24 protein-coding genes and 2 pseudogenes are annotated in these 26,519 nt (G+C 62.6%); 16 read left to right on the forward strand and 10 right to left on the reverse strand.

Features of this window, described 5'->3' with window-relative positions; genetic code table 11:
- Window positions 1–1,392, forward strand: coding sequence for an NAD(P)/FAD-dependent oxidoreductase (locus tag ACM6IM_RS05765; RefSeq protein WP_414864472.1), 1,392 nt, complete (start codon window positions 1–3; stop codon window positions 1,390–1,392).
- Window positions 1,393–1,402: 10 nt separating this feature from the next.
- A complete protein-coding gene (locus ACM6IM_RS05770) occupies window positions 1,403–2,371 on the forward strand; it encodes an NAD(P)-dependent oxidoreductase (RefSeq protein WP_414864473.1) in 969 nt (322 codons plus the stop codon).
- A gap of 109 nt (window positions 2,372–2,480) precedes the next feature.
- Here the strand turns inward: ACM6IM_RS05770 and ACM6IM_RS05775 are convergent.
- Window positions 2,481–3,457 (reverse strand): annotated as a pseudogene (locus ACM6IM_RS05775) (LysR family transcriptional regulator).
- 326 nt (window positions 3,458–3,783) lie between these two features.
- Between ACM6IM_RS05775 and ACM6IM_RS05780 the strand changes: the two are divergent.
- The 11 genes from ACM6IM_RS05780 to ACM6IM_RS05830 all read left to right on the forward strand — a co-directional run bounded on the left by ACM6IM_RS05780 (window position 3,784) and on the right by ACM6IM_RS05830 (window position 15,767).
- Window positions 3,784–4,944, forward strand: a complete 1,161-nt coding sequence (locus ACM6IM_RS05780; RefSeq protein WP_192307978.1) for a quaternary amine ABC transporter ATP-binding protein — start codon at window positions 3,784–3,786, stop codon at window positions 4,942–4,944.
- A 31-nt stretch (window positions 4,945–4,975) separates the two neighbouring features.
- Window positions 4,976–5,929 (forward strand): glycine betaine/L-proline ABC transporter permease ProW, encoded by a 954-nt coding sequence (gene proW / locus ACM6IM_RS05785; RefSeq protein WP_414864474.1) that lies wholly within the window; start codon window positions 4,976–4,978, stop codon window positions 5,927–5,929.
- Between the two features lie 55 nt (window positions 5,930–5,984).
- Entirely contained in the window at window positions 5,985–7,013 is a 1,029-nt protein-coding gene (gene proX, locus ACM6IM_RS05790) for a glycine betaine/L-proline ABC transporter substrate-binding protein ProX (RefSeq protein WP_192307980.1), read from the forward strand.
- Between the two features lie 207 nt (window positions 7,014–7,220).
- The gene (locus tag ACM6IM_RS05795; protein ID WP_414864475.1) at window positions 7,221–8,540 is read left to right on the forward strand and encodes an NAD(P)/FAD-dependent oxidoreductase; all 1,320 of its coding nucleotides are present in this window, start codon (window positions 7,221–7,223) and stop codon (window positions 8,538–8,540) included.
- Between the two features lie 42 nt (window positions 8,541–8,582).
- Complete coding sequence (locus ACM6IM_RS05800) at window positions 8,583–9,485, forward strand: dihydrodipicolinate synthase family protein (protein ID WP_192307982.1); 903 nt, start codon at window positions 8,583–8,585, stop codon at window positions 9,483–9,485.
- A gap of 1 nt (window position 9,486) precedes the next feature.
- Entirely contained in the window at window positions 9,487–10,977 is a 1,491-nt protein-coding gene (locus tag ACM6IM_RS05805; RefSeq protein WP_414864476.1) for an aldehyde dehydrogenase, read from the forward strand.
- Between the two features lie 259 nt (window positions 10,978–11,236).
- Window positions 11,237–12,202, forward strand: a complete 966-nt coding sequence (locus ACM6IM_RS05810; protein WP_192307984.1) for an amino acid ABC transporter permease — start codon at window positions 11,237–11,239, stop codon at window positions 12,200–12,202.
- Window positions 12,203–12,217: 15 nt separating this feature from the next.
- Window positions 12,218–12,976, forward strand: a complete 759-nt coding sequence (locus ACM6IM_RS05815; protein ID WP_192307985.1) for an amino acid ABC transporter ATP-binding protein — start codon at window positions 12,218–12,220, stop codon at window positions 12,974–12,976.
- A 72-nt stretch (window positions 12,977–13,048) separates the two neighbouring features.
- A complete protein-coding gene (locus ACM6IM_RS05820; protein ID WP_192307986.1) occupies window positions 13,049–13,888 on the forward strand; it encodes a transporter substrate-binding domain-containing protein in 840 nt (279 codons plus the stop codon).
- An 80-nt stretch (window positions 13,889–13,968) separates the two neighbouring features.
- Window positions 13,969–15,270 (forward strand): NAD(P)/FAD-dependent oxidoreductase, encoded by a 1,302-nt coding sequence (locus ACM6IM_RS05825; protein WP_414864477.1) that lies wholly within the window; start codon window positions 13,969–13,971, stop codon window positions 15,268–15,270.
- A 26-nt stretch (window positions 15,271–15,296) separates the two neighbouring features.
- A complete protein-coding gene (locus tag ACM6IM_RS05830; protein ID WP_192307989.1) occupies window positions 15,297–15,767 on the forward strand; it encodes an Lrp/AsnC family transcriptional regulator in 471 nt (156 codons plus the stop codon).
- A 16-nt stretch (window positions 15,768–15,783) separates the two neighbouring features.
- Here the strand turns inward: ACM6IM_RS05830 and ACM6IM_RS05835 are convergent, their stop codons facing one another.
- Window positions 15,784–16,857: an NAD(P)-dependent alcohol dehydrogenase gene (locus tag ACM6IM_RS05835; RefSeq protein WP_414864478.1), complete on the reverse strand. Its 1,074-nt coding sequence runs from the start codon at window positions 16,855–16,857 to the stop codon at window positions 15,784–15,786.
- A gap of 277 nt (window positions 16,858–17,134) precedes the next feature.
- On the opposite strand from ACM6IM_RS05835, the gene ACM6IM_RS05840 reads away from it, so the two are divergent.
- Window positions 17,135–18,055 (forward strand): universal stress protein, encoded by a 921-nt coding sequence (locus ACM6IM_RS05840; RefSeq protein ID WP_414864479.1) that lies wholly within the window; start codon window positions 17,135–17,137, stop codon window positions 18,053–18,055.
- Between the two features lie 25 nt (window positions 18,056–18,080).
- Here ACM6IM_RS05840 and ACM6IM_RS05845 read toward each other — a convergent pair whose 3' ends face one another.
- Genes ACM6IM_RS05845 through ACM6IM_RS05875 form a run of 7 tightly spaced genes read right to left on the reverse strand, consistent with a single transcriptional unit; the run spans window position 18,081 to window position 24,375 of the window.
- Complete coding sequence (locus tag ACM6IM_RS05845) at window positions 18,081–19,448, reverse strand: ATP-binding protein (RefSeq protein WP_371051309.1); 1,368 nt, start codon at window positions 19,446–19,448, stop codon at window positions 18,081–18,083.
- The gene (locus tag ACM6IM_RS05850; RefSeq protein WP_414864480.1) at window positions 19,445–20,107 is read right to left on the reverse strand and encodes a response regulator; all 663 of its coding nucleotides are present in this window, start codon (window positions 20,105–20,107) and stop codon (window positions 19,445–19,447) included. Before ACM6IM_RS05850 ends, ACM6IM_RS05845 begins: the two co-directional genes overlap by 4 nt.
- Window positions 20,108–20,118: 11 nt before the next feature.
- Complete coding sequence (locus ACM6IM_RS05855) at window positions 20,119–20,763, reverse strand: tetratricopeptide repeat protein (protein WP_414864481.1); 645 nt, start codon at window positions 20,761–20,763, stop codon at window positions 20,119–20,121.
- Window positions 20,760–21,569, reverse strand: a complete 810-nt coding sequence (locus ACM6IM_RS05860) for an SDR family oxidoreductase (protein ID WP_192307999.1) — start codon at window positions 21,567–21,569, stop codon at window positions 20,760–20,762. The genes ACM6IM_RS05855 and ACM6IM_RS05860 overlap by 4 nt, the downstream gene beginning before the upstream one ends.
- On the reverse strand, window positions 21,556–22,230 hold the full coding sequence (locus tag ACM6IM_RS05865) for a TenA family transcriptional regulator (protein WP_414864482.1): 675 nt from the start codon (window positions 22,228–22,230) through the stop codon (window positions 21,556–21,558). The genes ACM6IM_RS05860 and ACM6IM_RS05865 overlap by 14 nt, the downstream gene beginning before the upstream one ends.
- Window positions 22,227–23,708, reverse strand: coding sequence for an AMP-binding protein (locus tag ACM6IM_RS05870; protein WP_414864483.1), 1,482 nt, complete (start codon window positions 23,706–23,708; stop codon window positions 22,227–22,229). The genes ACM6IM_RS05865 and ACM6IM_RS05870 overlap by 4 nt, the downstream gene beginning before the upstream one ends.
- Window positions 23,698–24,375 (reverse strand): thermostable hemolysin, encoded by a 678-nt coding sequence (locus ACM6IM_RS05875; RefSeq protein ID WP_414864484.1) that lies wholly within the window; start codon window positions 24,373–24,375, stop codon window positions 23,698–23,700. Before ACM6IM_RS05875 ends, ACM6IM_RS05870 begins: the two co-directional genes overlap by 11 nt.
- 201 nt (window positions 24,376–24,576) lie before the next feature.
- Between ACM6IM_RS05875 and ACM6IM_RS05880 the strand changes: the two genes are divergently transcribed.
- The gene (locus ACM6IM_RS05880; protein WP_414864485.1) at window positions 24,577–25,119 is read left to right on the forward strand and encodes a cytochrome b; all 543 of its coding nucleotides are present in this window, start codon (window positions 24,577–24,579) and stop codon (window positions 25,117–25,119) included.
- Between the two features lie 72 nt (window positions 25,120–25,191).
- A pseudogene (locus tag ACM6IM_RS05885) lies at window positions 25,192–25,314 on the forward strand (DNA-binding response regulator); the annotation flags it as partial.
- Window positions 25,315–25,406: 92 nt separating this feature from the next.
- On the opposite strand, the gene ACM6IM_RS05890 reads toward ACM6IM_RS05885, so the two are convergent.
- Entirely contained in the window at window positions 25,407–26,411 is a 1,005-nt protein-coding gene (locus ACM6IM_RS05890; RefSeq protein WP_414864486.1) for a DNA-binding protein, read from the reverse strand.
- Between the last annotated feature and the right edge of the window lie 108 nt (window positions 26,412–26,519).

The following is a 26,519-nucleotide window of genomic DNA, read 5'->3' on the forward strand; positions in this document are numbered from 1 at the left end:
ATGTACCGTGGATTCTGGTATGCCCAGGCGCTTGACCTGGATAACGACCTGGCCCCTGCCCTGCAGGATTCGATTCAAGCCGACGTGTGTATCGTCGGCGGTGGCTACCTTGGCCTGTGGTCGGCCATCCGGCTGAAACAGGCCAACCCGGAAAAGACCATTGTCATCGTCGAACGCGACCGCTGCGGTGCGGGGGCCAGCGGCCGCAACGGCGGCGTTGCCACCAACTGGTGGGGCAAGTACCTGTCGTTGCGCACTATCTGCGGCGACGTCGAGGCCCGGCGTATTTGCGAAGCGGCGGAATCGGCCATCGACGAAATCGGCAGCTTCTGCCAGGAACACGGCATCGACGCCCAATACCGCAAGCACGGCTGGCTGTGGACCGCCACCAATCAACGGCAGATGAATTCCTGGCGCGTGCTTACCGAAGGCCTGCAGAACCTGGGCGTCAACCCGTTTCAGGAGATGGATCGCCATACCATGCAGAACCGTGTCGGTTCGCCGCTGGTGCTCGGCGGCATCTACGACCCGAACGCCGCCACTGTGCAGCCGGCCATGCTCGCCCGAGGCCTGCGCCGTGTGGCGCTGAAGCTGGGGGTGAACATCTACGAAAAGAGCCCGCTCACGCGCCTGGAGCAAGGCAAGCATCCGGTGGTGCATACCGAGCGCGGCGCCGTGCGTGCCGATCGCGTGGTGCTGGCGATGAACGCCTGGGGGGCGCGGTTCCCGGAGCTGCGCCGGATGATCGCGATCATGTCCAGCGACATGGTCGCCACCGCACCGGTCAAGGCCAGGCTGGACGCCATCGGTTTCAGTGGCGGCGAATGCATGACCGACTCGCGTACCGTGCTCAACTACTGGCGCAACACCCCGGACGGTCGTGTGGTGTTCGGCAAGCCGCTGGGCCAGTTCGCCTTTGCCGGGCGCATCGGCAATCTGTACGAGAAACCCTCGCCGGCGGCCGACAAGGTCACCGCCGAGTTGCGTCGCCTCTACCCGCAACTGTCCGGCGTGCCGATCGTCAGCAGTTGGACCGGCCCCATCGACCGCGCGATGAAGGGCCTGCCGAACTTCGGCTACCTCGACCATCACCAGAACATCGCCTACGGCATCGGCTTCTCCGGCAATGGCGTGGCGACCACGGTGTTTGCCAGCCGCATCATCAAGTCGCTGGTCGAGCATGCCAATGACGAGTGGGCCAACTGCGGCCTGGTCAACCAACGCATGAAACTGTTGCCGCCGGAACCGTTGCGCTTCTTTGGCGCACACCTGGTGCGCGATGCCCTGGTGCGCAAGGAATCCCTCGAAGATCACGACCAGGATGCGGGTTTCGTCACCCGCCAGCTGGTTGCCATGGCCCCGGCCGGCTACGTGCCGGCGCAGAAGAAATAAGGATTTGATCGTGACTGAACAGATCGTTTTTCTCGACGACGATGGCCTGGCGCCGTCGACCCGTCTGAAACGCCCGGACTGCAAGCACAGCTGGAAACAGTATGCCTATACCCGCCCCGAGCAGGTCATCGAGCATCTGCAAGAGGCGACGATTGCCATGACCTGCAGTGTGCCGCTGCGAGAGGAGCACCTGCGCCAATTGCCGAAGCTGAAGATGATTTCCCTGGCCCTGACCGGGCGCGACATCGTCGATGTCGACTATTGCGATGCCCATGGCATCCAGGTCACCAGCGTCCCGGGCTACGCCGCCAACACCGTGGCGGAGCACAGCCTGGCGATGATCCTGGAGCTGTTCCGCCGTCCGGCGGCGTTCACCCGGCTGATGCGCCAGGTGCATGCCGGTGAGGCGGCGTACCAGAACATCTACTTCAATCACCGCATCCGCGATGTGCGCGACAAACACCTGGCGATCATCGGCAGCGGGCCGATTGCCCTGCGCCTGGCGCATCTGGCCAGAGCCTTTGGCATGCAGGTGTTGTTCGAGGATCGTGGCGGCAAGCGTCGGGGGCCGGACTGCCGCCCGCTGAATGAACTGCTCGGCAACTGTGACGTGCTGTCGATCAACTGCCCGCTGACGCCCGAGACCTACAACCTGATCGATGCCGAGCGGCTGGCCTTGATGAAGCCCGATGCGGTGGTGGTCAATACCGGTCGAGGTGGCGTGGTCAACGAGGCCGCACTGATCGCTGCGCTGGAGAATGGTCGACTTGGCGGAGTGGCACTGGATGTGGTCGAACATGAGCCGCTGCATCCGGACAACCCGCTGTTCACCCTGATCGACCGCGATGATTTCCTGCTCAACCCGCACATCGCCTGGAGCAGCGAGGACGCCATGCAGCAGTTGATGGACAGTGCAGTGGACAACATCAATGCTTTCGTTGCCCGCCAGGACGCGACCAGGAAGATCCGTACGGCGTAACCCCCTGTGTGGGAGCGTGCGGGGGGCATGAGGTGGCGTGCGTCATCGTTGGCGACCATCGCGAGCAGGCTCGTTCCCACCGTTGCATGTGCACGATGATCTGCCGTTATCAGTCTTGCGCGGCAGCGCCATCAGGGCCGAATTCGGCAAGCAACCATTGGTACAGGCGGCGGCAACTGGCGTCGTTCTGCTTGTCCTCATTGAAGCTCAGGTAGTGCTTGGAATCCTGCAGTACCAGCACTTCCCTGACCGGCCTGACCAGCACCCCCTCTTCCACCATCGGCCCCACCAGATGGTGCCAGCCCAGCACCACGCCTTGATGATTCAAGGCCAGCTGGATCAACAGGTTGTAGTCATTGGCATTGAAAAAGTGCGGGGTGTCGGTCGGTCGGGTCTTGAGGTCAATGTCGTGGTACGCGAACCACACGCTCCAATCGACGTGCTCGGCGACCTGCGAGCGCCCGAACGGGCTGAGATTGAGCAAGGCGCCGTCGCGCAGGTCCTGGACCTTGCGCAGTTGCGGATGGCGTTCAAGGTACAGCGGCGAGCACACCGGGTAGATCTGGTCATGCATCAACGCCTGGCTGTGGTAGCCGTCGTGGCTTTTCATCATCTTGCAGATGATGAAGTCCGGGTGCACACCGTTCTCCATGGTCAGGAAGTTCTGGGTCACCACCAGGTTCAGGTCGATCTCGGGGTGTGCTTCGAAGAACGTTGGCAGCTTGGGCATCAGCAACAGGTTGGCGAACGCCTGCGAGCAACACAGGGTCACCACGTGTTTTGAGTTGCTGTTGCTGCTGATGCGCTCCGCCGCCTGGGCGATGTTGGTGAAGGATAACTGCACCGCATCGTAGAAAATCGACCCCGCGGACGTCAGCTCGACTGCCCGCCCGGCGCGGTTGAACAATTCTGCGCCGAGGTGCTCCTCCAGCTCGCGGATCTGCCGGCTGATGGCGGCTGGGTGACGCACAGTGCCTCGGCCGCACGAGTGAAATTCTGGTAGCGCGCCGCCGCGACGAAGGCTTTCACGGCGCGCAGGGAGGGCATCTTGATCAGCGTCTGATCGGGTTCAGTATGTTTAACCATAACACCAGGTAATCAATAGCCCGCAAAAAATGTCGATTTCTGGGCGGGAGGCCCGGCTCTAGACTGTCCGCAAGCCAAAGCAAATGCAACAACCGCCTTTTCTCCGGGCGCACACAAGAAAATGCATGAGCCCACCTGTTCGGCGCGAATGCCGGCAGGCCCACCCATTGAACTAGGCCGCCACACAGCGCATCGTCAGAAACAGGTGGCACGCTTCAAGGACTGACTCGCGTTCGGATTTCGAACGGACTGCCAATGCACACCCTGAACGCCAGCGCCTGGCGGTCAGGGTTAACAGTTGGATAAAACCATAAGAAGAGGGTCGTATGAGCCATTCCGAAGAGATTCTTTCGGTAAAGAACATCTTCAAGGTCTTTGGTCCGAATCCGGACCTGGCCATGAAAATGTTGAACAACGGTGCCGACAAGAACGAGATCTTCAAGAAGACCGGCCATGTGGTCGGCGTGTTCGACGCCAGTTTCTCGGTCAAGCGCGGCGAGATCTTCGTGATCATGGGCCTGTCCGGCTCGGGCAAATCGACCATGGTGCGACTGTTCAACCGCCTGATCGAACCCACCTCGGGCACCATCCACCTCAATGGCAAGGAAATCACCGGCCTGAGCGACAAGGCGTTGCTGGATGTGCGGCGCAAGGAAATGGGCATGGTGTTCCAGTCCTTCGCCCTGATGCCACACATGAGCGTGCTGGAGAACGCCGCCTTTGGCCTGGAAATCTCCGGCGTCAATGAAAGCGAGCGGCACTGCCGGGCGAAGGAAGCGTTGGCCCAGGTTGGCCTGGCCGGCCATGAACACAGCTATCCGCACCAGCTCTCCGGCGGCATGCAGCAACGTGTCGGCCTGGCTCGTGCGCTGGCCAACGACCCGACCATCCTGCTGATGGACGAAGCGTTTTCCGCCCTTGACCCGCTGATCCGCAGCGAGATGCAAGGCGAGCTGATCCGCCTGCAGGCCGAGCAGCAGCGCACCATCATCTTCATTTCCCACGACATCGAGGAAGCCATCCGCATCGGCCATCGCATCGCGATCATGGAGGGCGGGCGCGTGGTGCAGATCGGTACGCCGCAGGAATTGATCAACCAGCCGGCGAACGAGTACGTGAGGACGTTCTTCAAGGGCTTCGATAGCTCACGGGTGCTCAAGGCGGGTGATGTCGCGCAGCTCGATCCGCAGACGGTGTGCCGGGTCAACGGCAAGGCGCCGCAGTTCAAGGCGTGCACCGCCTTCGGCTACCTGATCGACGACAAGGGGCGGTTGCTGGGCGTGGTCGATACCGACGAAAGCGGCGCTTCGGCCAGTGACCGCTATTGCCAGCACGAACAGCAACCGGTGTACGTCGACACCCCGCTGCATGAGGTGCTCGATATCGCCGCCACACTGCCGTACCCGGTGCCGGTGCTCGGCCGTGATGGTTCGTTCAAGGGCACCGTGTCGAAGAACCAGTTGCTGCAGACCCTGAGCCGCCACTGAGCGCCAGCGTTCCTTTGAAGAGGTACTCGCAATGTCCGATTTCAGCTTCCTCGACCCCTTCCAGACCCTCACCATCCCCTTGGGGGATTGGGTGGAAGTGGTGCTCAACTACATGGTGCAGAACTTTCGCGAGGTGTTCCGCGCGATCCGCTGGCCGATCGACCAGGTGCTCAATGGCATCGAGTTCACCTTGCAGAGCATCCCGCCGAGCATCGGCATCCTGTTGTCCTCGCTGCTCGGCTGGCAGCTGGCCGGCAAGCGCATGGCGCTGCTGTGCTTCGTGACCCTGACCTTGCTCGGTTTGATCGGGGTCTGGTCCGAATCCATGACCACCCTGGCCCTGGTGCTGACCTCGGTGTTCTTCTGCGCGGTGATCGGCATTCCGCTGGGCATCGTCTGCGCCCGCAGCGACCGCCTCGAGCGGGTGATCCGGCCGGTGCTCGACGCCATGCAAACCTTGCCGGCATTCGTCTACCTGGTCCCGGTGGTGATGCTGTTTGGCATCGGCAACGTTCCCGGCGTGCTGGTGACCATCGTGTTCGCCCTGCCGCCGCTGGTGCGCCTGACCAACCTGGGGATCCGCCAGGTGCCCGAAGACAAGATCGAGGCCGCCCGTGCGTTTGGCTGCACCCCTCGGCAGATGCTGACCCGCGTGCAACTGCCGCTGGCCACCTCGACCATCATGGCCGGCCTCAACCAGACCCTGATGCTGTCGCTGTCGATGGTGGTGATCGCTTCGATGATTTCCGTGGGCGGCCTGGGCCAGATGGTCCTGCGCGGCATTGGCCGTCTGGACATGGGCCTGGCCACCGTGGGCGGTGTCGGCCTGGTGCTGCTGGCCATCTTCCTCGACCGCCTGACCCAGGCCATGGGCGCCCGCACCAATGCCGACCCGAGCCGGCGCTGGTACCAGACCGGTCCCGTAGGCGTGCTGATGCGCGTGTTCGGCAACAAGCCGGCCAGCGTGCCCGGCAAGACCGCTTGAATGTCCACTTTTGAATCTGCCGTACACCCATAACAACCATTAAAGGTACGTGATGATGTTGAACAGCAATTTCACCCGCAACCTGCTCCAGTGCGCTGGCGCCGTCACTTTCACCCTGGCCTCGCTGGCCGCCCTCGCCTCGCCCGACAAGCCCGGCGAAGGTATCAAGGTGACGCCGATTTTTCCTTCGATCGCTGAGGAACGTTTCCGTGGCGAGGTGGCGATGGAGGGCCTGCGCGAGCTGGGCTACAAGGTCCAGGAGCCGAAAGAAACCGAATACGGCGTGATGATGATGGCGCTGTCCGGTGGCGATGCAGACTTCACCGTTCACCTGTGGGACCAGTTGCATGACGAGTTCTATCAGAAGGCCGGTGGCGACAAGACCATGGTCAAGGCCGGCGACATCCTGCCGGGCGTGCTGCAGGGCTACCTGATCGACAAGAAAACCGCCGAAAAATACAACATCAAGTACATCACCGACATGAAAAAGCCGGAGATCGCCAAGCTGTTCGACACCGATGGCGACGGCAAGGCCGACATGACCGGTTGCAACCCGGGCTGGGGCTGCGAACTGGTGATCGCCCACCACATGAAAGCCTATGACCTGGGAAATGCCATCAACGTCAACCAGGGCTCGTACTTCGCGCTGATGGCCGACACCATCGCCCGCTACAAGGAAGGCAAGCCGATCTTCTACTTCACCTGGGTGCCGCAATGGATCGCCAGCGTGTTGGTCGAGGACAAGGACGTGGTCTGGCTGGAGGTACCGAAGACCGACCTGCCGGGCGGTAAGAACGACGTCAACACGATGTACAAGGGCAAGAACCTGGGCTTTGCCGTGGACAAGGTCGAGGCGGTGCTCAACAGGGACTTCGCCCAGAAGAACCCGGCGGCCTTGAAGTTCCTCTCGCTGGTGCAGATCACCTCGGACGACGAGAGTCAGCAAAACCTGAAGATGCAGGAAGGCGAGAAGAAACCCAAGGACATCACCCGCCATGCCAAGGAATGGGTGCAGGCGCACCGTGCACAGTTTGACGAGTGGCTGAAGGCTTCGCGGGCGGCAGCGGTGCAGGCCAGCAATTGATGGCAGCCACTCGCGCTGTTTCCTGATCACCCGCAGGCGCCCGCATCGCTGGTAAAGCACGGCGGGCACCTGTGGAGGGTTGGGGCTCAAGCCCTGGACCGGGTTGTCCACCCGCTCAGACGATCCCTCTCGGCCCCAACCCTGCGCAGTTGTCCGCGATGCGCGACGACCGCTTGCACGCTTGCATTGCCAATCAGGATTCGAACCATGACAAAAATAACTTCATTGCCTGCCGATGATGACAGCTGTGGCTGGTTTCTCACCAGCAGGCCGCGCACCCCTGCCCCTGCCCATCAGGGCCACACGGCGGCGCGCTGGGTCATCGTCGGCGCCGGCTTCACGGGTCTGGCCGCCGCGCGTCAACTGGCCAGCCATTTTCCCGACGAGCAGATCATCCTGCTGGATGCGCAGCAGGTCGGTTTCGGCACCTCGGGACGCAACGCCGGCTTCGCCATCGACCTGCCCCATGACATCGGCGCCGAGGATTACATCGGCGACATCACTCTGGCGCGCAAGACCATGAAGCTCAACCTGAGTGGCAAGAACGCCCTCAAAGCGCTGGTCCAGCGCTTCGCCATCGACTGCCAGATGATGCACTGCGGCAAGTACCAGGCGGCCATCGAGCCCCGTGGCATTGCCGTGCTCGATGCTTACCGCCGTGGCCTGGACAAGCTCGACCAACCTTACGAAATGATCGACGGCGGCGATCTGCCGGAGCACATCGGCACTTCGTTCTACCGCAAGGCATTGTTCACGCCGGGCACTTCGCTGTTGCAGCCCGCCGCGCTGGTCAAGGGGCTGGCCGACAGCCTGCCGGCCAATGTGACGCTGCACGAAAACACCGTCATCACCGATGTCGAATACGGCAACCGCACCGTGCTGCGCCACGCCGGCGGTTCGATCACCGCCGACAAGTTGCTGCTGACCAACAACGCCTTCGGCCAACACTTCGGCTTCCTCAAGGGCCGCATGCTGCCGGTGTTCACCTACGCCAGCCTGACCCGGCCGATGACCGCGCAGGAGCAGGCACGCCTGGGTGGCAAGCCGTACTGGGGAGTGATCCCGGCCGATCCGTTCGGCACCACGGTGCGGCGCACGCCGGACAATCGGCTGCTGATCCGCAACAGTTTCAGTTTCAACCCGGATGGACGCAGCAACCCCAAGTACCTGGAACGCTTCGCCACGCGTCATCGCGCCTCGTTCGACCGGCGCTTTCCGATGCTTGCCGACCTGGCCTTCGAATACACCTGGGGCGGTGCCCTGGCGCTGTCGCGCAACCATGAAGGCTATTTCGGCGAGCTCGGCCCAAACGTCTACGGCGCGCTGTGCTGCAACGGCCTGGGCGTGACGCGCGGCACCGCCACCGGCCAGTTGCTGGCCGACTGGCTGGCCGGCGAGCGCAACGAGCTGATCGAGTTTCTGTTGAACTCGCCAGGCCCCAATGCCAATCCACCGCAACCCCTGCTCTCGATAGGCGTCAACCTGAACCTGGCCTGGGGGCAAATGCGCGCCGGCAAGGAAGGTTGATTGCACGTCGCGGAACCACAATCACTGCACTGAGGCTCACCCATGAAATTCGAAGGTATCTACACCCCGGCCATCACCCCCTTGGCGGCCGATGGCAGCATCGACAAGGCCGCGTTCGCCAACGTTCTGGAGTACCTGGTCGAGTCCAGGGTCCACGGCGTGATCATCGGCGGCTCCACCGGCGAGTACTACGCCCACACCGCCCAGGAGCGCTTCGAACTGGCCGCCCAGGCCAAAGATGTGCTCAACGGCCGCCTGCCGCTGATCGTCGGCACCGGTGCCATCCGCACCGAGGACTCCGTGGCCTATGCCGCTGCCGCCCGGGAGATCAAGGCCGATGCCCTGCTGGTCGGCACCCCGCCGTACGCGCTGCCGACCCAGGAGGAAATCGCCCTCCACGTCAAAGCCGTGGATCGCGCCGGCGGCCTGCCGATCATGCTCTACAACTACCCGGGCCGCATGAGCGTGAGCATGGGCGAAGCGTTCTTCGATGCGGTCGCCGACGTGAAGAACATTGCGGCCATCAAGGAAAGCTCCGGTGACATGGCCCAGTTGCACCGCCTGGCCATCCAGCGCCCGAACATCGCCCTGTCCTGCGGCTGGGACGACCAGGCCCTGGAATTCTTCGCCTGGGGTGCCACGAGCTGGACCTGTGCCGGCTCCAACTTCATTCCACGGGAACACATCGCCCTGTACGAGGCCTGCGTGATCGAGCAGGACTTTGCCAAGGGCCGTCGGATCATGGCCGAGCTGATGCCGCTGATGGACTACCTCGAAGGCGGCAAGTTCGTGCAGTCGATCAAGTACGGCAGTGAGCTTCAGGGCCTGCGCAGCGGTGGCGTACGCGCCCCGCTGCAGGGCCTGAACGACCGTGAAAAAGCCGAACTCAAGGACGTGATCACCACCCTCAAGCGCAATATCGCCCAGATCACCGGAGGTGCATGAAATGGCTGAATTGTTGAGCAAGGAACAATACGCGGCGTTGGCCTACCAACTGAAATTCCGTACCCAGGCCTTCATTGACGGTGAGTTTCGCGATGCGATCTCGGGCAACACCTTCGTCACCACCAACCCGGCCACCGGCCAGAAGCTGGCCGACGTCGCCGCCTGCGACGTCCAGGATGTCGATGTCGCCGTGGCGGCGGCAAAACAGGCTTTCGAAGATGGCCGCTGGGCAAAACTGTCGCCGGGCGAGCGCAAACATATCCTGCTGGACTTCGCCCGCCTGCTGGAAGAGAACGCCCATGAACTGGCCGTGCTGGAAAGCCTGGACAGCGGCAAACCGGTCAGTGAATGCCAGAACGTCGATGTACCGGAAACCATCCACACCCTGCGCTGGCATGCCGAGCTGATCGACAAGATCTACGACAGCACCGCGCCTACGGGTTCAGCGGCGGTGACCCTGGTGGTACGCGAAGCCATTGGCGTGGTGGGCCTGGTGCTGCCGTGGAACTTCCCCCTGTTGATGCTGGCGTGGAAGATTGCGCCGTCGCTGGCCGCCGGTTGCTCCATCGTGGTCAAACCGGCCAGGGAAACCACCCTCAGCGCCCTGCGCGTGGTCGAACTGGCGCACCAGGCCGGGATCCCGCCGGGCGTGTTCAACATCGTGCCTGGTGGCGGTCGCGAGGCCGGCGAAGCCATTGGCCGGCACATGGACGTGTCCATGGTCAGCTTCACCGGGTCTACCGAGACCGGGCGTCTGTTCCTCCGGTATGCCGCCGACTCCAACCTCAAGCGCGTGGTGCTGGAGCTGGGTGGCAAGAACCCGGCCGTGGTCATGAACGACTGTGAGGACCTGGACGAAGTGGCCCAGTTCGTCACCGCCGGCGCCTTCTGGAACATGGGCGAAAACTGCTCGGCCTCCTCGCGCCTGATCGTTCACAAGGATGTGAAGGACGACCTGCTCGGGCTGATTGCCAAGCACCTCAAGGACTGGAAACTGGGTGACCCGCTGGACCCGGACAATCGCCTGGGGGCCATGGTCAGCAAGGCGCATTTCGATAAGGTGACTTCGTACCTGCAGCACGCTGTCGATGGCAAACTCAAGGTGGTCCAGGGGGGCGCGACCGAAGCGGGGGTGTTCGTGCAACCGACCATCATCGACGGTGTGGGCCGCGATGATCGGCTGTTCATCGAGGAGATCTTCGGTCCGGTGCTGAGCGTGACAACGTTCTCGACCCTCGATGAAGCCATCGAACTGGCCAACGACACGGTCTATGGCCTGGCCGCCTCCGCCTACACCGGCAGCCTGCGCAATGCCCTGCGTCTGTCGCGGGAGATCCGCGCCGGCGTGGTCACGGTCAACTGCTTCGGCGAAGGCGATGCCTCGACACCGTTCGGAGGCTACAAGGAATCGGGCTTTGGTGGACGTGACAAATCGATCTGGGCCCACGATCAGTACACCGAGCTGAAGACCATCTGGATCAACGCTTCGTAGGGTGTCTGGGCTTCCATCGGGGGCAGGCTCGCGGCCCACAGGGTCAATACCTGCCCGCGCTGGACGTCACGCGGCAACGCATGGCGAGCAACACGCAAAGTGCAGGCTGTCGACTCTTTCCCCCATTTGTAGAGGCTTGACCCCTACATCTGTATCAATTAACCCGCTACCCCACCATTTCGCCGGGTCCCGCCCGGCATTCTGCGCGCACATAATGGACTTACAACAATAAAGGGGATCTCCCTAAGGCGTGTTAGCCATGTACAAAGACCTTGTCGTCAAACCACGCAGGACCGATAGCGCAGTATTCATGGGATCGGTCGCTGTCGTGATTTTCGTCATCACGCTGGCCTGCGGTTTGGGCGAGGGTCGCCTGTCCCAGTTGATGGGGCCCATCGTGCTGGATCTGCAGGCCCCGCTGGCGCGTGACATCGCCGTTGGCTTCACCTTCACCCTCACGGTGGTGTTGAACCTGTTCATTCTCGGCCGGCTGCCGTTGCGCACGCAGATCATCACGGTCTGGTGCGAATTGCTGGCACTGTTCCTGTTGTTCTTCGACACCTTCAACCTCTCCTACAGCTTCATCGCCACCAAAGTCGGCTTCATGATTACCCAAGGGGTATTCACCACGGTCTACGTGTCTGCGATCTCGATTGCCATCGCGTTTGTCCTGGCGTTGCTGGGGGCGACGGCGCGGTTGTCTTCCAACGGTTTCGCCATTGCCATCGCCAGCTTCTACACCTCGTTCTTCCGTGGTGTTCCATTGCTGATCCAGATCTACCTGATCTACCTGGGCATTCCTCAGCTCGGCTATGTGGTCGGGGCAGTGCCCGCCGGGATCCTCGCGCTCTCGCTGTGCTATGGCGCCTACATGACGGAGATTTTCCGTGCCGGCATCAGCAGTATTCCGCGCGGCCAGTGGGAAGCCTCACGGGCGATCGGACTCAACCCGTTCCAGGCCATGACCCGGGTGATTCTCCCGCAATCCATGCGCCTGATCATTCCGCCGACGGGCAACCAGTTCATCTCGATGCTCAAGGACAGTTCGCTGGTGTCGGTGATCGGGGTCTGGGAGCTGATGTTTCTGGCACGGACACAAGGCCGCGCCGAGTTTCGTCACCTGGAAATGCTCATCACCGCCGCCGTGCTTTATTGGCTGCTGTCGATCGTGTTGGAAACCGTCCAGGCGCGCCTGGAAAAGCACTTCAATCGTGCCCACCGCTGAGTCAGGAGCCTTAGGATGAATCAGCTTGCAACCGCGCTCTGCCCTGCCGTTTCGATCAACGACATGCACAAGTGGTATGGGGAATTTCATGTGCTCAAGGGCATTGACCTGCACATTGCCAGCGGCGAAATCGTGGTGGTCTGCGGGCCGTCCGGTTCCGGCAAGTCCACCTTGATTCGCTGCCTGAACCTGCTGGAAGACTTCCAGAAAGGCAGCGTGTTCATCGAGGGCGTCGAGTTGACCCGGGAAGCCACCCGCGTGGCCGACGTCAGGCGTCAGGTCGGCATGGTGTTCCAGCAGTTCAACCTGTTTCCGCACATGACCGTGCTGGAAAACCTTATGCTCGGGCCGCGCCTGGTGAGCAAGCTCAGTGAGGCCCAGGCCCGTGAACTGGCCTGCGAATACCTCGCCCGGGTCCGCATCGGCAACCAGGCAGACAAGTATCCCGGCCAACTCTCCGGGGGCCAGCAGCAACGTGTGGCCATCGCCCGCGCCCTGTGCATGCGCCCGCGCATCATGCTGTTCGACGAACCGACCTCGGCGCTGGACCCGGAAATGGTCAAGGAAGTGCTGGATGTGATGGGCGAGCTCGCCCAGGACGGCATCACGATGGTGTGCGTCACCCACGAGATGGGATTCGCCCGGCGCGTCGCCGACCGGATCATCTTCATGGACCAGGGCTGCATCATCGAACAGGCCAAACCCAAGGAGTTTTTCGACAACCCGCAGCACGAACGCGCCCGGGAGTTTCTATCGCAGATTCTCAGCCACTGAGAAGCATCAGCCGTACCGCCCCAAGTCATCGACAAAAACAACAACAAAACCCGCGCCCCTGGAGGCTTACCCATGATCTCGCTTACCCGTTTCTTCGCAGCCGCTGCTGTCGCCACCGCCGTCACGACTACCGCAGGCGCCGCCTGGGCCGGCGCGACCCTCGACCGCGTGCATGACACCAAAGTGATAAAAGTCGCCACTGCGGCGAACTGGCCACCGCAGTCGTTCCTCGGTCCGGACAACAAGCTGCAGGGCTTCGATATAGATGTCGCCACCGAAATCGGCAAGCGCCTGGGAAGCAAGGTCACCTTCGTCACGCCCGAATACGGCATCATCACCGCCGGACGCTGGTCGAATCGCTGGGACCTGTCGGTCGGCTCCATGACCCCCACGACCGAGCGCAGTCGGGTCCTCGATTTCCCGGCGATCTATTACTACACGCCTTATGTCTTCGCGGTGCACAAGGATGCCGCCGGGGCCAAACCGGCGGACCTGAACGGCAAGGTGATCGGCGTCGAAGCCGGGACGACGTCGGAGGATTACATCAACCGTCGCCTGAAAATCGACGCGGCCGATGTGCCGGCCTTTACCTACGACGTCACGCCCGGTGAAATCCAGACCTACGGCGACAGCATGGGCCCGCTGGATGACCTGCGCATGGGTAACGGGGTTCGCCTGAATGCCACCTTGTCCGCGCTGCCGACCATCGTCGCCGCCGTCAAGAATGGCTATCCGATCGTGCAGGTCGAGGGCAAGCCCGCCTACTACGAACCGCTGGCCATCGCCGTCGACAAGGGTGACGACGCCTTCAATAGTGCGCTGACCAAGATCGTCGCGGACATGAAAACCGACGGCACCCTCAAGCAACTGTCGGAAAAATGGTACGGCGCCGACCTCACCCAGGTGCAATAACCCTCCATGCGTTGCCGGGCGCCCGTCTTGAACGCGGCGCGCGGCTTGCCTGTGCCGTGAAGATAAGGACAACGCACTTCATGTACATCAACAACTATTACACCGCCACCATGCAATACGCGACCGAGCACGCGGCGCTGACAGGTGCTGCGCAAGCCGACGTGTGCATCGTCGGCGCCGGACTGGCCGGTCTCAGCACCGCCTGGGAACTGCTCTCGCGTGGCAAATCCGTGGTGCTGCTCGACGCCGGTCGCGTGGCCTGGGGGGCTTCCGGGCGCAACGGCGGTTTCGTCCTGCAGGGTTGGTCCGAGGGCCTATCGTCGATCGAGCGTCGGTGCGGCAAGGCGACCGCCGCAGCGCTGTTCAAACTGTCCCTGGAAGGGGTCGACACGGTTCGCGACATGATCGCCCGGCATCAATTCCCGGGCTGCGCGCCAACGCCTGGAAAACTCAGCGTCGTGCGCTATGAGGATGGCGACAACCTGCAGCGACTGCGCGACAAAATGGCCACCGACTTCGATTTCCACCTCGAGTACCTGGATCGCCAGGCCGTGCGCGAGCGCTTGAAGACCGACCGCTATTTCCAGGCGCTGCGCGATGTCCACGGCTTTCATTTCCACCCGTTGAATTATTGCCTGGGCCTGGCCCAGCTAATTGCGCGCAACGGCGGCAGGATCCATGAGCATTCAGCCATGGTCCGGGTGCAGAGCGAGCGCGGACGACACCGGGTGATCACCGATCAAGGCAGCGTCGATTGCGCCCATGTCGTGTATTGCTGCGGTGGCTACGGTGGCCCCGAGTTCGGCAAGCTGCGCCGCGCCTTCCTGCCGATTGCGACCTACGCCGTTCTCACCGAACGCCTGGGCGAGCGCCTGGCGGACACAGTCGCGACCACCGACGCGGTGGGTGACAATCGCCGGGCCTCGGACTATTACCGGATTGTCGACGGTGACCGCCTGCTCTGGGGCGGCCGGATCACCACCCGCAACCTGCAGGATGAAAAGCGCCTGGGCCAGTTGCTGACCGACGACATTCTCGATGTCTATCCGCAGTTGCGCGGCATCCGGATCGATAAGGCCTGGTCCGGGCTGATGGGCTATGCGCGGCACAAAATGCCGCACATCGGCCCCCTGGGCAAGGGCCTGTGGTCATGTACATCGTTTGGCGGCCATGGTATGAACACCGCGCCGATTGGCGCACGCGTCATTGCCGAAGCCATCTGCGGCGAGACCGATCGCTACCGCCTGTTCGATGCCTATGGCCTGCAATGGAACGGTGGCCCGCTCGGCCCGGCAGCCGCACAAACGGTTTACGCCGGCCTGAAGATGATGGATATGTTCCAGGAAACCCGTTCGCAACGCCGAGCGGCCGTTAAAAACTGAAGCCCCGCGAGGTCAAGCCAGTGTCCATGGATGTGCAGCGTTCCGGTCCCCTGTTCAATCTGACCGACAAGGACAGGCAATTGCTCGGCCTCTTGCACGCCAACGCCCGGGAGCCCACCGCTTCGCTGGCGCGCAAGCTCGGGGTGTCGCGCTCGGCGGTGCAGGAGCGAATCACGCGTCTGGAAAAAGCCGGCGTCATCACCGGCTACAGCGTACGCATCGATCAGGACCGGCTGCAGCAGACCATCAACTGCTTCACCATGACGTCCTGCACCAACAAGAGCTACACCGATGTCATGACCTCGCTGCGCAAGATGGAGGCGGTGCAGGCCGTGTACGCGGTCTCGGGCGAGTCGGATTTCATCATCCACCTGGTCACGGCGACCCTGAGCGAACTCAACGCCGAGCTGACCCGGATCAACATGATCAAGGGCGTGGCGCACACCGCCTCGCACATCGTGATGGAAACCAAATTCAGCCGGAAGTTGACGCTGTAGGCCCTGGCTTATCGCCTCACGGTGTAATCGCGATCTTCATCACGCCATCGCGTTGATGCGCGAACAACTCGTAGGCCGCTTCAATATCGTCGAGTTTGAAACGGTGGGTCACCAGTGGCGACAGGTCCACGCCTCCACTCTGGACCACCGCCATCAGGCGCCGCATGCGCTCCTTGCCACCCGGGCACAGGGTGGAAACGATGCTGTAGTCGCCCAGGCCGGCGGCGAAGGCATCCAGGGGAATGCGCAGGTCGCTGGAGTAGACGCCAAGGCTGGACAGGCGACCGCCCGGGCGCAGCACCCGCAGCGCAGATTCGAACGTACCCTGGGTGCCCAGTGCCTCGATGGACACATCGACGCCACGGCCATCGGTGAGCGCCATGATCTGCTCCACCACGTCGCCGTCCTTGAAGTTGACGACATGGGTCGCACCCAGCCGGCGAGCCACGTTCATGCGCTCGGCCACGGCATCCACGCCGATGATCATGGTCGCGCCCTTGAGTCGCGCCCCAGCGACCGCGCACAGTCCGATGGGGCCCAGGGCGAACACGACCACGGTATCGCCGATGTTCACCTCGCCGCGCTCGGCCCCGGAGAACCCGGTGGACATGATGTCCGGGCACATCAGCACCTGCTCGTCACTGAGCCCGTCGGGTATCGGGCACAAATTGGCCAGGGCGTCCGGCACCAGCACGTACTCGGCCTGGCAGCCGTCAATGATGTTGCCGAACTTCCAGCCACCGGTGGCACGAAAGCCATGGCGCGTGTCGGGCCCGTCCTGGGAACCACAGCCACACAGGCAGGCATAGCTTTGCCCGCTGGGCGTGATGGCCCCGGCAATCACCCGCTGCCCCTCGACAACCCCCCGCACCTGCGAGCCCAGGCGTTCTATCACCCCCACCGGCTCGTGGCCCACGGTCAGCCCCTTGGCCACCGGGTACTCGCCACGCAGGATATGCACATCGGTGCCGCAAATGGTCGTGGTGGTGATCCGGACCAGTGCATCCAGCGGTCCGACTTCAGGAATGGGTTTGTCTTCCAGCACGATCCGGTTCTTTTCGACAAAAACAGCCGCTCTCATGGTTGCCATGGTGCTCACTCCTTTTAGCGTGCGTAAACCAGCGTTCGGCACGAATCCGCAGACTGCGCCGTGGACCCGGACGAAGGATTGATAATGGTCAACAAATGCGTGACTGGCTGGCCTGCGAACAACCGCACGTCGGACAGCCAGGTGATTCCCTCACCGGCTTGACACGGATCAAGCCCGGCGACGCCCACAGGGACAGGCTGAAGACGAGGCTTCAAGACCCGGGAATGCCGGGACCATTTGAGCCTGTGATTGCACGGTCACCTAGCGGAGATGAATCATGTCTGTTCAACCACGTTTCATGTTGGTCGTCTCACCCCTGATGGAAAACAGCCCCGCCTTCGATCGGGCGGCCGCCCTGGCCAAGGCGGCGGGTGCTGCCCTGCACATCGTGGCGTTTGATTATCTGGAAGGCCTGGCAACGGCCGCACTGGTCAACGAGCAGGCGCTGGAACAGATGCGGCTGGGATACGTCGAGCGTCATCGCCGATGGCTCGAAGACCAGGCCAGGCCGTTGCGCAAGATCGGTGTCATGGTCACCACGGAAGTGGTGTGGGTGGAAGCGCCGTTGCAGGAAATACTCATCCACCTCCAGGAACAGCCGATGGCGGCCCTGATCAAGGCGCTGGAGCACGAATCAAGGCTCTCCCGCCTGTTTTTCACGCCCCTGGATATCCACCTGCTGCGCGAATGCCCGGTGCCCGTGCATTTTGTCAGCCACCTGCACAACGCCCTGCCACGCAAGGTCGTTGCCGCAGTCGATCCGTTCCATGCCTATGGCCAATACGAGGACCTCAACGACAGGATCCTGCGCGAAGCCTGCAAACTGGCGAGCACCTGTGATGCAGAACTGGATGTGATCCACGCCCACGATCTTTCCAGCATCAGTGCGGATGAAATCGGCTTCGGCAATGGCTCGGCATTTTTCACCTCGACGGCCGCCAGCACCCTGTACGACGCGCAGGCCGAGGCCTTTCACGAACTGGCCGAGCGCAACGGCATCCCGTCGGAACGCCGGCACATGATCATGGGCAGTCCGGCGAGGGTACTGTCCAGCTACGCCGCAGCCCATGACACCGATGTGATTGTCATGGGCCGCGTTGGCCACCGTGGCGTGGAACGGCTGGTGGGCAGCACGGTGGAACATTTGTTGTACAAGCTGCCCTGCAGCGTGTGGGTGGTTTCCCCGGAGCCGTCCTGAGCCGCCACGGCGGTCGCTCAAGGCATCATGAGCGACCGATTTCCAACGACGCACGCAACCCGCGAGGCGAACGGTTTTCCAGCCTGACCTGCCCACCGAAACGCTCGGCGATGGTCTGCACGATGGTCAGGCCCAGTCCCGCGCCGTGGTCATTGCCTCGGCTGTAGAAGCGCTCGAACAGCCGGTCGCGGTCCTGCTCATCGATGCCCGGCCCCTCGTCCTCGACGATCAGCTCGTAGCCTCTTTCTGTGCGGGCCAGCCTGATGGTGATGACCCCGTGGGCGGGAGAGAAGTTGGCCGCGTTGGTGACAAGGTTGTTCAACGCAATATCGATGGCTGCCGGGTCGACCCTGACAAGGCCGATGTCGTCAGCGACATCGAGCACCGGCTCGATGTCCTTGCTCAACAACCAGGGCGTCAGCTGAATCAGGCTGCCGCGAACCGTCGCGGCCAGGTCAATGGGCTCAGGCGGCTTGCTGTCCGCCCGGGGTTCGATGCGCGCCATGGTGAGCAACTGGTTGACCAGCCGGGTGGTCCGGTCCACGCCGGCAATCAAGTGTTCAAGCGATGCCCGACGGTCCTGTTCACTGCCCTGCTCCAACAGGTTCTGGGCATGCACCCGGAGCACGGCCAGGGGCGTTCGCATTTCATGGGCGGCATCGGCGATGAAGCGCCGCTCACGACCCATCACCTCCTGGATTTGCGCCAGCATCCGGTTGAGCGCTGCCTGCATGGGTTCAAGCTCGGTAGGCAGTGGCGTCAACTGCAGGGGTTCGAGGGAGCCGGGAGGCCTGGCCCGCAACGTAGCGGCCATATTGACCAAGGGTTTCAACCCCAGGCCGATGGCCAGCCAGATCATTGCCGCCAGCAGCAAGCTGCCCAGAATGTTGGGCCACAGGGTGTGACGCACGATCCGGTCCACCAGGTCGGCGCGCACATCGTCGCGCTCCCCTACCCAGATGCGCAGGCCGTTGTGCCGGTCTTCGAGGAGGAAGGCCCGCCAATGACGATTGTTCAGGTCGACGAGGTCGCTGAAACCTGCCGTTCGCGGCGGGGTCTTGAACGAAGGCGCACTCGCGGTGTGCACCAGCACTTCATCCTTGGGATCCCAGACCTGGAACGCGATCTTCGTTTCATAGGGATGCCCGTCAACCTTGGGCTCCGCTTCGCTCAGGGCCTGGTTGAAGGCCTGATACAGGTCGGCGTGTTCCTTGCCGGTCAGGGGCATGCGCATGATGCCTTGCAACAGGCGCGCGTTCTGCGCCAGTTGCGCGTCATAGACTTCGGCGATTTCGTGGTTGCTGTCGTGCAGGTTAAGGACACTGATGAGGGTCAGTCCGACCAGCATCAGGCCGATGATCAGGGTCAGCGTGCGGCGTCTGATCGAGGTCAATGGCGCTCCTCCACCAGGTATCCGACCCCGCGAACGGTACGGATGAGGTCAGCGGAAAATTTCTTGCGCAGGTGGTGGATGTGCACCTCCAGGGTGTTGCTCTCGGCCTCCTCGCTCCAGCCGTACAGCAATTGCATCAGATGATCGCGGGTCATGATCCTGCCCGGTGGCGACAGCAGCTCGTGCAGCAACTGGTACTCCTTGGGCGTCAGCGCCACCGGTTCGCCGTTGTAGCTGACCTGCTGTGTGCCGGGGTTGAGGCGGATCCCGGCGTGTTCGATCAGCGCCTGGGCGCGCCCGGCGCTGCGCCGCAGGAGCGCGCGGATGCGGGCCTTCAGCTCGGCCAGGTCGAACGGTTTGATCAGGTAGTCATCGGCCCCGGCGTCCAGGCCGGCAATGCGGTCTTCGGTGGCATCGCGCGCGGTCAGGATCAGCACCGGCAGAGTGGAGCCGCTGCTGCGCAGGCGCCTCAGCACGTCAAGGCCGTCCATGCGCGGCAGGCCCAGATCGAGGACCGCCAGATCAAATATTTCACTGAGCAACGAATGCAGGGCGCTGCTGCCGTCCAGCAACCAGTCGACGGTATAGCCTTCACGGTTGAGGGCCTGATGAATGCCCTCGCCCAGTGCCGTGTCATCCTCTATCAGTAGTAAGCGCACACGGACTCCTGTCAGCCGAGTTTTTTGTTCACATCCACCAGCAACGTCTCGATCTCCTTGCGGCGACCGGCATCGGCCGTTTCGCGACCGGGACGAGGGGCGGCCGTCAGGGCTTTTTGCAGCGCCGTCCTGGCTTCAGCGTAGCGCTTCTGGCGGTAGAGGTGATCGCCCCAGAAGTACAGGCTGTCGATGCCGTCGGGGTTTATTTGCAAGGCCTCCTTGAGCAACTGCTCGGCCTTGTCCGAGTCACCGAAGCCGATAGGCCAGCCGGGCACGCGATCATACAACGCGGCGAGACTGGTGTAGGCAGAACCTTGCAGGGCCCTGGGGTCCAGGGCCAGGGCTTTTTCCAGGTCAGCCCGGGCCGCCTTGACCTTGCCCAGCGCACCGAGGCCGCCCTGTGCACCGGCCCAGCTGCTGTTGACGATACCGGCCCAGATCCAGGCCTCCGCCACGTTCTGGCGTTCCTGGGTGAAACTTGAGGCCTGGGCGGCCAGTTTTTCGAAGGCTGCGGTGCGTTGCCCCTCAGGCAATTCGTACTGGATGTGTGCCCAGCTCTGCTGGATGGCACTGAGGCGTTGCTGGTCAGCGGCGTCCAGTGCCCAGGCGCCCTGCCCCAGGGCCCCCAACAACAGGAAAGCGGCGATCTTCTTCATGGCTTGGGTTTCTCCGGGTCGGTTTTCTGGCTCAGGCGGCGGATCAGTGGCAGTTGTTTACGCAAGCCACGGTCCACCAGATGGGGCAGCAGGCTGTTGAGGCGCACGAAAAAGCGCTCCGGCCAGCCCAGGTACACATCGCGTCGATCGCCGGCAATCGCGTGAATCACAGCGCTGGCCACGGTGTGCGGATCGTCGACATTCGCCTTCAATGCGTCGTTCAGGGCCTGGGCCGCCGCGCTGTTCATGGTGGTGCGGGTGGCACGCGGGGCGACATAGAGCACACTGACCCGGGTGTCCGCCAACTCGCGGCGCAGGGCCTCGGAAAACCCGCGCAGGGCGAATTTGCTGGCGCAATAACTGGCATAGCCGGGGTAGCCAATCGAGCCATACGTCGAGCCGACATTGACCACCATGGCACTGTCCGCCTGTTTGAGCAGGGGCAGCAGCAACCGGGTCAGGCAGATTGGCGCACCGATGTTCACGGCCAGCAAAGCGTTGATCTCACTGTCGTCCAGCTGTTCGAGCATGGCGAAATGATTGACCCCGGCGGCATTGATCAGCAGGTTGATGCCGCCGAGGGTGTTGGCCTGAGCGAACACTGCGCGACGCTCGGCGGCCACCGTCAAGTCGGCGCCAATCCAGCTCAGGTGCTGTGGATAGCGCTCGAGCAGCGGCGTCAACGGCTCTCGATGCCGGGCCACAGCCAGCACCCGGGCACCACTGGCGCACAGGGCGGTGGCGATGGCCAGACCGATGCCTCCGCTGGCGCCGGTCAACACCACACGCGCGTCAGACAGGCGCATGCGCGATCCCCCCGCTGCGCGGCAGCTCGCGGAACATGTCGCTGTATAGCCGGTACACCACCTTGGACGCATGGATGACCGCAGCTTGATCGTCCGGGTTGTCGAGCTTGTCCATCAGGGCGCGGTAGGTCTGCATGTGCTCGATATCCAGCGAACCATGGGAGCTGAGGTAACTGAAGGCGGTTTCCGGCAGTGCCAGACGCTCGCGAATGCTGCCAGCGGCGTGGGTCGCCAGGGCAATGCTGGTGCCTTCCAGCACGTTGACCATGCCGAACAGGCCCACCGGGTTGCCCCTGGCAATCAGGTCATAGAGGTAGCTGACCATCAACTCGATGGGCAGGCACGGCTGACCGTCGCGCACACTCGCCCGCTCACCGCCGCAGGCCTCGATGTCGTTGAGGATCCATTGTTCGTGGCCATATTCGTCTTCGATGTATTCGCACACCGCCTTGCGCAACCATTCCAGGCGCGATGGCAGGCGAGCACCGCAGGCCATCATCAACGGCACGGTATGGCGGACGTGGTAATAGGCCTGCGCCAGGAATGCGCGATAGCTGTCCAGGCTGACATCGCCTGCCAGCGCATCGCGGATGACCGGCAAGTTGAACAACTCGATGCGTTCCTGTTGCGTAGCCGCTTGCAGCCTGTCAAAAAAACTCATGGTGCGGTTTCCTCGGGAAGTGGGGAGGCGGTCAGTGGCGCCCGATAGCGCTCGATAATGGCGTCACGGCGCGGTCGCCCATTGGCGGTCAGCAAACCGTTGGCGGAGGTGAAGGGTTGATCGAGCCGGGTCCAGTGATGGACCTGGGCATAGTCTGGCAACGCCTTGTTGGCCTGGCGGATGGCGTCGGCCAACTGTTGGTCCGTGCAGTCCGCGCGGTGCGGCCAGAGCAGCGCATGGTTGTGTGGCATCGCCTCGCCGTAAACGAAAGCCTGAGCGATGTGGTCGCGCTGGGTCAGTTCGGCCTCCACCCACTCCGGGTTCACGTTGCGCCCGAAACTGGTCACGAACTGATGTTTCTTGCGCCCCTTGAGGTAGAGAAAACCCTCGGCATCGAACTCACCGATGTCACCGCTGGGCCACCATGGATCGGCGGTTGGCGGCTCACCCAGGTAGCCCAGCAGGATCGAGCCCTTGATCAGCACTTCACCGTCCGGCGCCAGGCGCACCTCAAGATGGGGCAACGGCCGTCCGACACTGCCGGGGCGCTGCGCCTGCGGACGATTGAGGCACACCACCGAGGCGCACTCCGACAGGCCGTACCCCTCGAAAACCGGCAGCCCGACCCGTTCTGCGCGATGCAGCAAGTCTTCGGACACCCGGGCGCCGCCCACAGCGGCAAAGCGCAGGCTCCGTGGATCGAAGGCCTGGTGTTCGGCCGCGCTGACCAGCATCAGCAATAACTGCGGCACCAGGATCAGGCTCTGGGGTGCCCGACTGGCCAGACAGCCCAGCAATTGCGGCACATTCACGCTGCTGGCACCTTGAATCCCCAAGGTGTTCTGACTGGGCAGGCTCAGGGTAGCGCCGGCATACAGCGCGGCATAACACCCAATGTTCTCCAGCAGGATTGCCAGGGGCAGCAGCGCCAGATGGTGTTGCGGCTGGGTGGGCTCACTGGCCAGAAACAACTCGCGGGTGACACGCAAGAGGCTGTCGGCACTCAGGCAGACCCCCTTGGGCGTCCCCGTGGTGCCCGAGGTGAAGGTCAACTTGGCGGTGCCCTCCGGCATCCGGCTCGTGCCACTGAAGGTGCGGCACCAGAACCCGCCGTTCCACTCATAACCCGCCGTTTGCAACTCATCGTGCAACGCTGGCTCGGCGATCACCCGCTCGGCCTGGCTCTGTTCCAGGCAGTGCTGACGTTGCGCCGGACTGAAAAACGGCGGCAAGGTCACACAGGCCAGGCCTTCGAACAAGGCGGCCAGGTCCCAGAGCATGGCTTCGACACCATTGTCCAACGCCAGCGCAACCACCCTGACCTGCTCATCGCGCAGGCGTTGTTGGCGATAGCTCACTTCGGCATGCAGCGCTGCGTAATCCACCTTGAGTCGATCGCCCCACAACGCCACGGCATTGGTTTTGCGCTCAGCGTGGTTGCGCAGTGCCTGCTTGAATCCTTCCAGTTCAGGCGACATGGCAGGTCCCCTCGATGGACGTCGCCAGGCCCAGGCGGCCGAACAGGCCGATGTTGCCCAGATGGAGGAATCCAGCGCGGATATTGCCCACGTGCACCCAAGGCTTGCTTTCGTAATAGCTGCCCCAGGCATGGCGATCCTCGCCCAGGCGCGCGGGGTCGGCGGCGCACAGGGAAACCGGCTTCAACCCCAGGCGATGAAAGCTGTTCACCAATCCCAGGTTCCCGGTAAAGGCCACCCACTCCAGCCCGCCCATGGCCAGCAGGTACGTCATGGCAATGATGCTCATCCGTGCACTCCCGGTATCGCTGGCCGCCAGATTGCCGACCTCCACGACGGCAGACCGCGCCACGGACTGGCCGGCGGCCGCACTGATCAGCGGATCGATCGCCTCGTCCAGGTAACCTTCCAGAAACAAGGGCCCGGAACTGGCCAGGCGTACGCCCACCACGGCGCTCAGCGCCCCGGACGCATCGCTCATGCCGAACAGCTGCGGCATGAAATGGCGAATGTCCGCACCGTGAGCCGTCCGAAACCGTTGCTGGATAAAGGATTCGAAGACGCCGCGCTCGGCGTCGCCCGGCAATGCTCTGACAAGCTGCAGCTGCGGTGCTTCGGCCTGGCCAAACTGCAGCGGCAGCTGCACGTTCCAGTTGTAGTCGGACATTGGAAAACACCTCCCCGGATCAATTGGGGAGAAGTATCAAAGGGATTTCTTAACGAAGTCTGAAGGTGGGGAAAAACAGGGGCATCGCTGATCTTCAGATTCGCTTAAGGCTCGGCGGGCAATGTGGCCGGCGCCGGTTCAGAGACAACCGGACCCGGCTGTCCGAATGAGTCGGCAGCCAACGACCGCAAGAGGCCCCCAATGACCCGCGACAACACCCCGCAGCACTACGGGAAACTCTCGATAACCCTGCACTGGCTGATGCTGGCACTGTTTGTCGGTGTGTATGGCTGTATTGAAATAAAAGGACTGCTGCCGCGAGGCGATAGCACGAGGAGCCTTTTCCTTGGGCTGCACGGTGTGTTCGGCCTGGGCATTTTTGCCCTGGTGTGGCTGCGTTTGCTCGGGCGCCTGACGCCGCGTCCCCCCATCACGCCGAAGCCACCCGCCTGGCAGACCGGTGTTTCGCACCTGATGCACCTGGCGCTCTATGGTCTGATGATCGGCACACCGGTGCTGGCCTGGTTGATGCTGGCCGCCGGGGGCAAACCGGTGCCCTACTTCGGCTTCAGCCTGCCGGCACCGATAGCGCTTGACCCGGATTTGGCCAAGCAGCTCAAGTATTGGCACGAACTGCTCGGCAGTACCGGATACTGGCTGATCGGTCTGCACGCGGCGGCTGGGTTGTTTCACCATTATTTTGTTGGCGACAACACCTTGCGCCGGATGCTGCCGAGAGGTTGAGGTTACGACCTGCTGAAACAGCAACAGCCTCAATGCCTGTTCAAACAGGGCCTGCCCGACACTTTGCTCTTAGTCCTGACGGGTGGCCCACGTCACGTGAACAAACACCTTGAGCATATCTACATCAAGCTGGGTGTGGAGACACGGACGGCTGCAACTTCGGTAGCGCTGGCCGCGATGACGAGAGAGGGTTGATCATGGCGCCGCTCGAGAGCATTTCAACGATGCGCTCATGAGCGGATTTCAGACTCGATCGCTCCACCGACACACCGCCACGTTGCACACTTTTATCCGTCATTGGCTTCACCTGTTTGAGATTGATTCATGAGCTGCTGCAGTGCGTCGACCTCGGCACAGGATTGCTCCAGCGCTCGCTCGGCCTCCGACAGCTGTTGACTGGCCTGCGCCACCGCGCCTTCGAGCCGTTTGATTTCGTCCCGCGATACACCGATTTGCTCTTGCAGCAGGTCCCTGGCGCCTTGCGCCCTCGCGGCCGTGGTTTTCAAGTCGGCATTGTCGTCCGCCAGGCGCTGCAATGAATCTGCCTGAGTGGCCATGGCCTTTGCCTGCTGCCTGGCTTCGCTCAGCAGGCGCTCGTTGTCCCGGTTCAGTCGGGTGAGCTCCTCCTGCTTGAGGATCTGGCTCTGCTGCAATTGGCGCAATTCGACCTGCACCTGCTGCAATTGCCCTTCGTGCCGGCGCTGTTCCTGATCACGCTGCTCCCTCACCGCAGTGCGGTAATGCTCCAGCGCCTCCCGGGAGTGCAGGTGCTTTTCTTCCAGGGAACGGATCTGCTCGTCCTTCTCCTGCACTCGCAACTCCAGGTCGATGCCGTGTTGACTCAGGCCAGCATTGCGCGTGATTTCAGCCTGGAGGCTGGCCTGGCAGAGCTGCAGCTCCTGGGACTGAGACTCCAGTGCGCTGTGCTGGATATCGAATTGGCGTTGCAGTGCAGTCAGTTGGGACGCTGAGGCGTCGAGTTGCTGCTCCAGCGCGGCGCGTTGCTCATCAAAACCCGCCTGGGCCCGGGCGATCGCTTCCCGCCCTTCCTCCGTCAGGCGTTCCAGCAAGCGGGCGACCAGCGCGGTCAGTTCCTCGCTCAAGCGCGCCTCGGAGGTAGAAGGTCGAGGATCGGCATCCTCGATTTCCTTCAGGTAGCGATGAATGGTGGTTTTTGAGCCGGTATTACCCAGCTCGATGCGTACGGCGTCGATGCTCGGGTTCTCGCCGCGCGCAAGCAACGATTCCCGCGCCTTTTGGACGATTGCCTTATTCACGCCGCCACGCGCCATCGATCACCCCTACGATTTCGTACTGTATTACGTAACATGTATAAACATACTACAATACGTATGAAATTAGCACAAAGATTCCCTGTGACTTTGATAAAATAATTGAGC

This window comes from Pseudomonas sp. IT-P12 (genome assembly GCF_949767465.1).
Taxonomy (GTDB): domain Bacteria; phylum Pseudomonadota; class Gammaproteobacteria; order Pseudomonadales; family Pseudomonadaceae; genus Aquipseudomonas.